General features: G+C 62.6%; 7 protein-coding genes and 4 tRNA genes. All 11 read right to left on the reverse strand.

What is annotated here, in order from left to right:
• Nucleotides 1–147: 147 nt before the first annotated feature.
• A complete protein-coding gene (locus D2E24_RS10070) occupies nt 148–1335 on the reverse strand; it encodes a MalY/PatB family protein (protein WP_125969192.1) in 1188 nt (395 codons plus the stop codon).
• 108 nt (nt 1336–1443) lie between these two features.
• Nucleotides 1444–1517 (reverse strand) — tRNA-Arg (locus D2E24_RS10075).
• A gap of 45 nt (nt 1518–1562) precedes the next feature.
• Nucleotides 1563–1636, reverse strand: a tRNA-Arg gene (locus D2E24_RS10080).
• Between the two features lie 32 nt (nt 1637–1668).
• Nucleotides 1669–1745 (reverse strand) — tRNA-Arg (locus tag D2E24_RS10085).
• A gap of 45 nt (nt 1746–1790) precedes the next feature.
• Nucleotides 1791–1864, reverse strand: a tRNA-Arg gene (locus tag D2E24_RS10090).
• Nucleotides 1865–1973: 109 nt separating this feature from the next.
• Nucleotides 1974–3296 (reverse strand): ATP-dependent Clp protease ATP-binding subunit ClpX, encoded by a 1323-nt coding sequence (gene clpX / locus D2E24_RS10095; RefSeq protein WP_125969193.1) that lies wholly within the window; start codon nt 3294–3296, stop codon nt 1974–1976.
• Nucleotides 3297–3401: 105 nt separating this feature from the next.
• The gene (locus D2E24_RS10100; protein ID WP_125969194.1) at nt 3402–4118 is read right to left on the reverse strand and encodes an ATP-dependent Clp protease proteolytic subunit; all 717 of its coding nucleotides are present in this window, start codon (nt 4116–4118) and stop codon (nt 3402–3404) included.
• 5 nt (nt 4119–4123) lie between these two features.
• Nucleotides 4124–4708, reverse strand: a complete 585-nt coding sequence (locus D2E24_RS10105; RefSeq protein ID WP_164521100.1) for an ATP-dependent Clp protease proteolytic subunit — start codon at nt 4706–4708, stop codon at nt 4124–4126.
• 162 nt (nt 4709–4870) lie between these two features.
• Complete coding sequence (locus tag D2E24_RS10110; protein ID WP_164521099.1) at nt 4871–8299, reverse strand: DEAD/DEAH box helicase family protein; 3429 nt, start codon at nt 8297–8299, stop codon at nt 4871–4873.
• A gap of 168 nt (nt 8300–8467) precedes the next feature.
• On the reverse strand, nt 8468–9598 hold the full coding sequence (locus tag D2E24_RS10115) for a restriction endonuclease subunit S (protein WP_241222969.1): 1131 nt from the start codon (nt 9596–9598) through the stop codon (nt 8468–8470).
• A complete protein-coding gene (locus tag D2E24_RS10120) occupies nt 9598–11082 on the reverse strand; it encodes a type I restriction-modification system subunit M (protein WP_125969198.1) in 1485 nt (494 codons plus the stop codon). The genes D2E24_RS10115 and D2E24_RS10120 overlap by 1 nt, the downstream gene beginning before the upstream one ends.
• Between the last annotated feature and the right edge of the window lie 182 nt (nt 11083–11264).

Consider the following 11264-nt stretch of genomic DNA (forward strand, 5'->3'; position numbering starts at 1 on the left):
GGATCGCGGGCGTCGAACCGGAAGACGACGAAACCCCACAAGCCGACGCGGACTAGGATTTCACGCTCACCACAGGTGAGGCACCACTCCGGATTACGCGCTCATTTTCAAATGAGGCACCTCGCCCGGGGCTTAGTGGCGGGCCGTTCAGCGGTCGGCCAGCGCGCGTTCGATGCGGCCGAGCACGTCGGCGAGCAGGTGGGCCGGGCAGGCGAGGTTCACGCGTTCGAAGCCGGCGCCGGCCTGGCCGAACAGCACGCCTTCGTCGAAGTAGACGCGGGCCTTGTCGCGCATGAAGTCGCGCAGCTCGCAGCAGCCGTCGAAGCCGAGGCCACGGCAGTCGAGCCATGCCAGGTACGTGCCTTCGGGTTCGATCAGGCGCACGCCGGGCGTGCGGTCGGCGAATTCGCGCACCATCGCGAGGTTGCCGGCGAGGACCTCCAGCAGTTCGTCGAGCCAGCCTTCGGCGTGGTCGTAGGCGGCCTGGCAGGCGACGAGCCCGAAGTGGCTGACGGTCAGGCCGGCGATGTTCTCCGCGGCGATGTCGAAGCGGCGCTTGAGGTCGGCGTCGGCGGTGATGACGTTCGAGCACAGCAGACCGGCGAGGTTGAACGTCTTGGTGGGGGCGGTGAACTCGAAGCAGTGGCTCGCGTAGCGCTCCCCCAGCGTGCCGAACATCGTGACCGGGTGTCCCGGATACGAGAAGTCGGCGTGGATCTCGTCGGCGAGGATGGTCACGCCGTTGTCGATGCAGATGTCGCCCAGTCGGCGCAGTTCGTCGGCGGTCCACACGCGGCCGACCGGGTTGTGCGGGTTGCACAGCATGATGGCGGTGCAGCGCGGGTCGGCGGCCTTGGCGGCCAGGTCGTCGTAGTCCATCGTGTAGCGGCCGTCCTCGCCCAGCACGAGCGCGTTGTCGAGGATCGTCAGGCCGTTGTGTTCGGCGGCGGCTGTGAACGGGTAGTAGACGGGTCCCTGGATGATGACCTTGTCGCCGGGGCGGGTCACGGCGCGCAGGGCCGTGTTGACGGCCGGCATGACGCCGTCGGACAGGCTGACCCATTCGGGGCGCACGTCGAAGCCGTGGCGGCGGCGCATCCATCCGGTCAGCGCCTCGAAGTAGCCGTCGGTGGCGTAGTCGTAGCCGAAGATGTCGTGGCGTGCGGCTTCGACGAGCGCGTCGACGATCTGCGGCGCGGGCTTGAACTCCATGTCGGCGACCGACAGGGCGACCACGTCGTCGTTGCCTGGTCCCATGTCCTCCTCGATGAGGTGCCACTTCTCGGAGCCGGTGTGGCGGCGGTCCACGAGCGTGTCGAAATCGTAGTGCGTCATTGCGTCACTCCTTCGCTTCCGGCTGCGGACCGCTGACGTCGCCGTCCGTGGCCGGTTTCCTTTGGATATTGAAAAGCCCTTGCATCCATGCGGATGCAAGGGCCTCGGTGCGCGAGACAGGATTCGAACCTGCGACCTGCTGATCCGTAGTCAGCTGCTCTAATCCGCTGGGCTACTCGCGCATACCGATATTCGGTTATGTCCCACGGAATCGCTTCCGTGGTCCGTGCGCGAGACAGGATTCGAACCTGCGACCTGCTGATCCGTAGTCAGCTGCTCTAATCCGCTGGGCTACTCGCGCATACCGCCTCTTTAACCCCTTGCGGTCAGGGGTGGTGCGCGAGACAGGATTCGAACCTGCGACCTGCTGATCCGTAGTCAGCTGCTCTAATCCGCTGGGCTACTCGCGCATACCGATATTCGGTTATGCCCCACGGAATCGCTTCCGTGGTCCGTGCGCGAGACAGGATTCGAACCTGCGACCTGCTGATCCGTAGTCAGCTGCTCTAATCCGCTGGGCTACTCGCGCATGTTGCCTTGTTTTTGACAACTCGTATAAGATACATCCACATGCCCGTATTGCCAAATATCGGCGTGTCGCCTTATGTTCCAACGGTTTCGTGGATTTCCGGCGCCGATCAGGCCGTGCGCAGCCGTCCGAATCCGCCCGAATACACGAGTTTCGGTTCGCTTTCGCCGCGTACGGACGCCGCGTCGACGATCACCTGGTCGACGCCGTCGAGCTCCGGCAGGGCGAACATCGTCGATTCGAGCGTCCTTTCGATGATCGAGCGCAGTCCTCGCGCGCCGGTGCCGCGTGCCACGGACATGGCGGCGATCTCGCCGACCGCCTCGTCGGTGAACGCGAGGTCGACGCCGTCGGCGGCGAACATCTTGCGGTACTGCTTGGTCAGCGCGTTGCGCGGTTCGGTGAGGATGCGCGCCAGGTCGTGTTCGGTCAGCTCGTCGAGCACGCTGACGACGGGCAGTCGGCCGATGAATTCGGGCAGGAGGCCGAAGTCGGCCAGGTCGTCGGCGTCGGCCTGCCGCAGCAGGTCGCGCCGCGCGATCTCGTGGTCGTGCCATGCGGCGCCGAATCCGCTCTCGCGCGCGCCCACGCGGCGCGAGACGATGTCGTCGAGTCCGACGAACGCGCCTCCGCAGATGAACAGGATGCCGCGCGTGTCGATGCGCACCGTGTCCTGGTCGCGGTGCTTGCGCCCGCCCTCCACCGGCACGGACGCGATCGTGCCTTCGAGGATCTTGAGCAGCGCCTGCTGCACGCCCTCGCCGGACACGTCGCGCGTCAGCGACGTGCTTTCGCCGCTCTTGCGCGCGATCTTGTCGATCTCGTCGATGTAGATGATGCCGTGCTGGGCACGTTCGACGTCGCCGTCAGCGGCGTCGATGAGCCGCTGCAGGATCGTCTCGACGTCGTCGCCCACGTAGCCGGCCTCGGTGAGCGTGGTCGCGTCGGTGATGACGAACGGCACGTTCATCACGCGCGCGAGCGACTGCGCGAGGTACGTCTTGCCCACGCCGGTGGGTCCCAGCAGCAGGACGTTCGACTTGGACACCTCGACGTCGGCCAGCGGGTCGCCGCGGCCGTCGCGCCGCGTGCGCCGCGGCATGCCGTCCGTGCGGGCGGACGATTCGCGCATCTCCATGTTGACGCGCTTGTAGTGGTTGTAGACCGCGACGGACAGCGTGCGCTTGGCGGCGCGCTGTCCGATCACGTAGCCGTCGAGGTACGCGTTGATCTGGGAGGGCGTGGGCAACTCCATCATGTCGGCGTCGGCCGCCCGGTCGCGTTCGTCGGCGATGATGTCGACGCACAGGCCGATGCATTCGTCGCAGATCGCGGCCGACGGTCCGGCGACGATCTTGCGCACCTGATGCTCGGTCTTGCCGCAGAACGTACAGCGCGGCACGTCCTCGTTGTAGCTGATGACCCGTCCCATGACGGTTCCCTCCCCTTCCGGTTCCGTCGCGTCCGGCCCGCCGTGGGGCCTTCCGCGGATACGACGATGCCCCCAGCGCGCGCTGAGGGCATCGGACGCCGCGTGTCAGGCGCGGTGCTGGAGCACCTCGTCGACGATGCCGTACTCCTTGGCCTGCGGTGCGGTCAGGAACGTGTCGACCTCGATGTCCTTGCGGATCTTCTCGGCGCTCTGGCCGGTGTGCAGGGCGAGCGTGTTCTCGAGCCATTCGCGCATGCGCAGCATCTCGCGCGCCTGGATCTCGATCTCGGTGGCCTTGCCGAAGCCCTGGTCGATGGCCGGCTGGTGGATGAGCACGCGCGCGTTGGGCAGCATGAGGCGCTTGCCCTTGGCGCCGGCGGCCAGCAGGATCGCGGCGGCGGAGGCGGCCTGGCCGAGGCACACGGTCTGCACGTCGGGCTTGATGTACTGCATCGTGTCGTAGATCGCGGTCATCGCGGTCATGGAGCCGCCGGGCGAGTTGATGTACATCATCACGTCGCGGTTCGGATCCTGGGATTCGAGCACGAGCAGCTGGGCCATGATGTCGTCGGCGGACGTGTCGTCGACCTGCACGCCCATGAAGATGATGCGGTCCTCGAACAGCTTGGTGTACGGGTCCTGCGTCTTCATGCCGTAGGGCGTCTTCTCGGAGAACTGCGGCAGCACGTAGCGGTTGTACGGGGCCATGGAGGCGCGGGCGAGCGCCTCCTCGCGGGCGGCGGCGGGCATGAAGCCGGCCACGCCGTAGCCGCCGGCCAGACGCTCGGCGCGTTCGACGAACTTCGCTTCCTCGGATGCCATGTGCGTCACTCCCCTTCCTTGCCGATCGTGTCCGGCGTGGACACGAGCTTGTCGACGAAGCCGTAGGCCAGCGCCTCCTCGGCGGTGAACCAGTGGTCGTATTCGTTGTCGCGGTAGATCTCCTCGACGGTGTGGCCGGTCTGTGCGGCCGTCAGTTCGGCGAGGGTCTTCTTCATGTCCATGATGAGCTCGGCGTTGATGCGCACGTCGGTCGTGGTGCCGCCGATGCCGCCGGACGGCTGGTGCATGAGCACGCGCGCGTGCGACGTCAGATAGCGCTTGCCCGGCGTGCCGGAGCTGAGCAGGAACTGGCCCATCGACGCGCACATGCCGATGCCCACGGTCGCCACGTCGGGTTCGATGAGCTGCATCGTGTCGTAGATGGCCATGCCGGCGGTGATGGAGCCGCCCGGCGAGTTGATGTACAGCCAGATGTCCTTCTTCGGGTCCTCGGCCGCCAGCATGAGCATCTGCGCGCAGATGCGGTTGGCCATATCGTCCTTGACCTCTTCGCCCATCCAGATGATGCGGTCCTTGAGGAGCCGGTTGAAAATCGGGTCCGTCATGGACGGGGCCTCGCCCTCGCCCATGCGCGGTGAGGATGTCAGCAAACCTGCCACCTTGTCTCCTTATTCGCATTACGTTACCGCATGACACTCTACCGTCCGCAAGCGACGCCCGCCCCGTTCTCCCCCGCTTTTGCGCTCACTGCGTATCCGGCGGCGGGTGGAGACCTCGGAGCCCTCCGATTGTCACACCGGCATGGCGGCCCGCCGCTCCTCCGGGCGCATGGCGTTGTCGCGCACTCTTGTGATGCATAGGATCAGGTCCATCGCCTGGTTGCGGTCGAACAGGCTGAACAAGGGGCGAGGCCTGTCGAACGGAGGTCGGCTCAGCTGCTCGGGGTCGAGGTATCCGTTGTGTTCGATGTAGTCGGTCACCATGTGCAGGAAGCCGATCTGGGCCTGGTTCAGCGTGTACATGTTGATGAATTCTGCGAACGCCTGCATCGCGGCCGCATGGTCGACCTTGGCGATGCGTCGTGCTAGCAGTCCGATCGGCATGGACCCGTACGATTCCTCGTATTGGGCGCGCGAGCCGAGCTGGTGCACGAGGACCTCCTCGAGTGCGGTGTAGTCGCCGCCGGTCAGCGGCTCGTTGTGCCGCAGTTTGCGGATGATGCCCTCGTCCCGGTGTTCGTTGATGAAGCGGTTGACCTTGAGCTTGTAGTCCTCGTAATGCTCCTCGATGTCGAACGGCTGGTTCTCCGTTCGTTCGATCAGCGGGTCGGACAGGTCGGTGATGATGGTCTTCCGTCGTCCCGAGTCCACGATGAACCGTACGAGTCCGCGCAGGCGCCGGCGTATGTCCTCCAGAGCCGTCACGGGCAGTCCCTCGAGATATCCGTCGCCGGCGGCCGCCTCGACCTGCCCGCGCTGTTCGAGCACCTGCGGGATGGTCATGCGCTCCTTCAGCTGGGATGCGATCGCACGGATCTTCGTGTGGTAGGCGGCGGCAGGCCGTCCGTTGGCGCGTTCGGCCATCAGCGCGTACATGAGCGCGTCGAACCGCAGTGCGTACACGTCCGATTCGTCGTAGTGGGCCAGCGGTGCGAGTTCGCGCACAAGGTCGTGTACGTTCAGGTCGTCCAGATAGTCGAAGGACTTCTCGTCACGGTAGCGTTCCACATATTCACGCTTGAGTCGCACGGCGACCTTGTCCGTATCCCACGAGCAGATCTGTCCGTGCAGGTCGGCGATGAGTTCGGATCGCCATTGCACGGTCTGCGGCATGTCGGTGAACGTGCTGGACTGCAGGGCGTGCACGAGTTCCGCCTTGCGGGCGAACACGCGTTCGCTCACCGATGCGGACAGCTTGTCTTCTACGGGGTTGGCCTGTTCGCGGAAGAATGCGAAGTTGCCGCAGTAGTCGAAGATCCTGAAGCGCTTCTTGCCGACGTATTCCTCGTCGCCGTCCACGCAGTCGAGGTCGGGGCTGAGTCGGGTGCCGCGGCCGATCATCTGCCAGAATTTGATCTTGGATCGTACCTTCTTGAAGAACACGAGGTTGACGATGTCGGGAACGTCCACGCCGGTGTCCATCATGTCGACGGATACGACGATGACCGGCATCGGCTTGCGTTTGAATTCGGCGATGGCGCTGCGCGCGTAGTCGTCGCCGTGCAGCACGGTTTTGATGAATCCGCCTGCGGATTCCTTCGGATACAGGGCCATATAGCGTTCCGTGATGTAGCGTGCATGCTTCTGGTTGGCCGCGAATATGACGGTCTTGCCGAGCCGTTCGCCGCCGTCGGTCCGGATGCCGTGGTCGTGCAGGTCCTGCAGTACGGTGTCGACGGTCGCCGGGTTCATCACGTAGCTGTTGAGCGCGGATGCGTCGATGTGCGAGGGAATGTCCGCCGTTCCGTCGTCGACATCGGTTTCGCCGAAGTCGTCCTCGTAGCGTTCCTTGTCGTCGTCGGACAGGTCGTCGTAGGTGATGCCTTCGTCCAGGAACCTGGTCTTGGCTTCGATGTTGTCGAAGGGGACGAGCACCTTGTCCTTCAATGCGGTGGCGTATTCGTATACATAGGTGGGTACGCCGTGCTGTACGTGGAAGAAGTCGTAGGTGTTGCGGTCGACGTCGTCTCGCGGCGTGGCGGTGAGTCCCACCATGAGCGCGTCGAAATGGTCGAAGATCACCTGGTACTTCTTGAAGATCGAACGGTGTGCCTCGTCCACGATGATGAGGTCGAAGTGGCCGGAGGGGAATGCGGGCTTGCCGTCCGCCCGGGTTTCCGTGTCGATCGCGTTGATCATGGTCTGGTATGTGGAGAACACGACGCGCGCGTCCGCATCGTGCTTGTTGTCGCACAGGTTGCACAGGGACCAGTCGGGATAGTATTCGCCGTACGCGCTGTTCGCCTGAGAGACGAGCTCGACGCGATCGGCGAGGAACAGGACGTTCTTGACGAGCCGGGCGCGCATGAGCACGTCGGCGAGCGCCGCGGACACGCGGGTCTTGCCGGTGCCGGTGGCCATGACGAGCAGGCTGCGGCGCTGGCCCTGATTGAGGTTGTCGCATACGGCCCGGATGGCTTCGAGCTGGTAGTAGCGTCCGTTGCCGCCGGCGACGGAGAGGTCGACGGGGATGGTGGAGGGGTCGACGGCATCATGGCGTCGGTCGATGATGCGCTGCAGGTCGTCCTGGGTGAAGACTTCGCCGACCTGCCGGTAGGATCCGTGGTCGTCGTCCACGAAATAGGTCTGGTATCCGTTCGACAGGAAGATGAGCGGCCGGTATCCGAATCGGCGTTCGAGGCAGTCGGCGTAGAGCCGGGCCTGCTGGAGTCCCTTGGCCGGCTCGTAGGCGGTGCGTTTGGCTTCGACGATGGCGATCGGCTTGCCGTCGCGCCCGTTGAGCACGTAGTCGATGTAGCCTCGCTGTCCTTCGTGGCCTTCCATGCCGGTGACGGGATATTCCGTGATGACGTCGTGTTCCATGTCCCATCCGACCCGGCGCAGGTCGAGGTCGATGAAGCGTCGGCGGGTTTCGGCTTCGCTGATGTCGTCGGCGGACGGCTGCGGCATGGGCGGCTGCTCGGCCTTGCGGGCGGCGAGCTGGTCGCTGAGCGCTCTGATCCGCTCTTCGAGCTGCGCCACATGTTCGGCCTGCTGTGCGGCCTGCGCCTCATACTCCTTGCGGGCGGCGTCCTCCCTGGCCTTGCGTTCCTTGGCGGCGAGCGCCTGCTGCATGGCCGGCACCTGCTTGGGGTCGAAGACTCGTTTGACGTAGTTGCGGCCGTAGCTGTAGTCGATCCATTGGATGAACCGGAAGAGGATCTGCAGGGAGAACATCGAGTCTTCGGTTTTGAGCTGCGCGTGGTCATGCGCGGCCATATTGCCGGCTTTGATGATGTATTGCAGGCATTTCCAGAGATGGTTGTCGGCGATCGCGGTTCGGAAGGTGGATTCGTGCACGAGGGATTGCAGAGTGTCCTTGTACGGATGCCGGATCGTCTCGTCGGCGGCGTATATCCACTTGACGGAGAGCTCGAACGCCCGGCGTGCGGAAAGCGCGCAGATGGTCGGGGACACCGACATCGCCCGTTCCGCTTCCACGCAGGCACCGGCGAACATCTTGTAGTCGTCCTGTCCGATCAGGAACGAGAAATTGGACATGGCTCCATCTCCCCTCATGCCACATCATTGCGGCGGTCGCGTCTCACACCGAGCCCAATTGTAACGCACGCATGTCGCCTGCCGGCCGTTGCAATATCCCTTCGCGGAACCGGCGACGGACTGTGGTGGTGCGTCGATGCGCATCGACGCACCACCACATAGTCCTACCTACTGGGCGAAGTACTGCTGGGCGAGACTGTCGTACAGCGTGTTGAGCCGATCCAACCGCTGCCATGTAGTGGATTTTAGGGATTCCACTGCGGTGACGAACTCGGCAAACTCGTTCTGCAGATCAAGAGAGGGTAAAGGAATCTTGATGCTCGACAAGATATCCTGATTCACCTTGAATGTCCCATTGGTTGTGCGCGCCATACTTTCAATCTGCTTGCGAACAGCAGGATGGCGCCAGACGTGGAACAAGTATGGCATGCAAACCTTACTGGTATCGACCCGACCGGCGATCACCGTATCGGGAAACACCAAGTCAGGATAATCTCGGTCGGCATACGCGCCGGCCCCGACCAGACCTTTATTCCCGTTTCCCCTGCACATGTAGAAATCCGATGACGAGACGCGCTTATCCGGCGAAGGCAACTCATTGAACACACCTTCCTTCCACGCAGAATCATCGAAATCGCCCTGCGTAATTGCCGAAAGAATCAGGACCTTCGCCGAGAAAGTGCCCCTCTTGGAGGGAGACACACCGTTACGCATATTCGGCATTAGTTCCGAAGATAAAACCTCTTTGCACTTGTCACTTGCGAACATCTCAACGAAGCGGGATTGGATGAGTTCATCAGCTTTGGCAAGCATCTGCTCAGCGCGACGACGAAGTCGAATAATCTCAACAAGGTGTTGAGCAATCCTCCGTTGCTCTTCAATCTCGTAAATCGGAATCTCAAACGAGTTAAGAACGGCTTTACCGACTGCCGTAAAGGTGCTCCCCGTTCCGAGCGCTGCAAGATCAGCGCTCTTAGCAATCAAACACTGCCTCAGATAATCCATATCGAGAACATTGTCGTTAACCCGAAGAGACGCAATACCCCGTCCGATACAACATTCACAATCAGCAATGTTAATTGACCCAATAGGCGCACGAACAGAAATCAGCAAATCGCCTGATTGAGCAGTTTTCTTCGGCTCCGTACACCATGTACGGGCAATCGGGTGATCAACTCCGAAATCAGCGTTCCCCTGAAAGAATGGAAGCCCTTCCCCACTCTGGTTATATGAAGATGAGGCAGGAGACTGCCCAAGTATAATCCGACACAGGTCACCGAGAGGTTTAACTGCGACCATCACTCACCGTCCTCGGCAAGCATAGCGTCGAGGGTGTTCAGGCCGTCCACGAACTGCGCGTTGAGTTCACGCAGTTCGGCCATGAGCCAGCTCGTCGGCGGGTACTCCTTGCGCTCGTATTCGACTTCGGCGTACTTGTTGAAGCTGAAGTCGTAATCGTTCGCGGCGATGTCGTCGCGGGTGACGAAGAAGCTCTGCTCGGTGCGTTCCCGCCCATGTTCGGCATCGATGTGACACCACCGGTCGAGGATGTCGGGGATGTCGTTGTGGTCCGGGTCCTCGTCGCGATTGTCGTCGAGCGTGTAACCATCGTGTTCCATGTTGTACAGCCATACGCGGTCGGTGCTGTTCGGCGCATCGGTTCTGGTGAACACGAGAATCGCGGCGCTCACCCCCGCGTACGGTTTGAACACGCCGGACGGCATGTAGACGATGGCCTCCAGCCGCTGACGCTCCACCAGCTCGCGTCGCAATTCTCGGTACGCTTTCGCGTCGGATCGGAACAGGACGCCGTTGGGGACGATGCATGCGCAGCGGCCGCCGAGCTTCAACATGCGCAGGAACAATGCCACGAACAGCAATTCCGTCTGCCTAGTATCCACGATGGCCCTGAGCGAATCGTCGATGTCCTCCGCATCAAGCGATCCAGCAAACGGGGGATTGGCGAGGATCACATCGTACTTGCCGCGGGCTGCGTTGAGGCGCGACAGGCTGTCCTGGTTGCGGATGTCAGGGTGTTCCGCACCGTGCAGCAACATGTTCATCGCGGCGATGCGGACCATCGTCTGATCGGTGTCGAATCCGGAGAACTGTTCTCCCCCGAACAGATCCCAATCATCGGCGGTCATCGACGAACTGTACCGGGTGCGGATCCATTCGGCCGCGGAGATGAGGAATCCGGCGGTGCCGCACGCCGGGTCCGCGATTCTCTGCCCGGGTTTCGGGTCGATGAGCCCAACCATGAGGTCGCGGATATGTTTGGGCGTACGGAATTGTCCGTTCGTTCCGGCCGTGTTGAGCTTGCTGAGCATGTATTCGTACAGGTCGCCCAGATCATCCTGGTCCTTGACGATGTTCGTCAGCAGGTCGTCGATGCCGGTGACGGCGCGTTCCAGCGTCTTCGGCTTGTTGAATCCGAACGAGGCGTCGGCCATGCTGTCGGCGAACGCATTGCCGGTGTGCATGGTCCGAATGAACGGGAACACCTCCTGGGAGACGATGGCGAACATTTCATCGGCCGGCTTGTTCTTGAAATTGTGCCAGCGCAGACGCCGTCCCTCCGGCGTATCGGGGAACACCAGTCCGGAGGCGGGGCTTCCGGTGAGCTGCGCCATCTGTTCGGCTTCGAGTTCCCGGTCGTCGAGCGACTTCATGAACATCAGGTAGGTGAGCTGGCTGATCACTTCGACTGGATTGGTGATGCCGCCCTCCCACATGCGTTGCCAGATGTCGTCGACCTTGTTCTTCGCAGCTCCGGTGATCATCCCCGTCCTTTCCCTTCGATTCGCAGCATCCGCCGCACACTCCCCCTACTTTACCGGCTCTTCGCATTTTGGTGTGTAGGGGTGGTGGTTAGAGGTGAGTTTGGATGGCGTGTTTGAATCCGCCGGTGTGGAGCAGGCTTCTGGTGATGTAGTTGTCGAGGTTGCGGAAGCCGAGTGCGATG

This window comes from Bifidobacterium samirii (assembly GCF_003952945.1).
GTDB classification, from domain to species: Bacteria; Actinomycetota; Actinomycetes; order Actinomycetales; family Bifidobacteriaceae; genus Bifidobacterium; species Bifidobacterium samirii.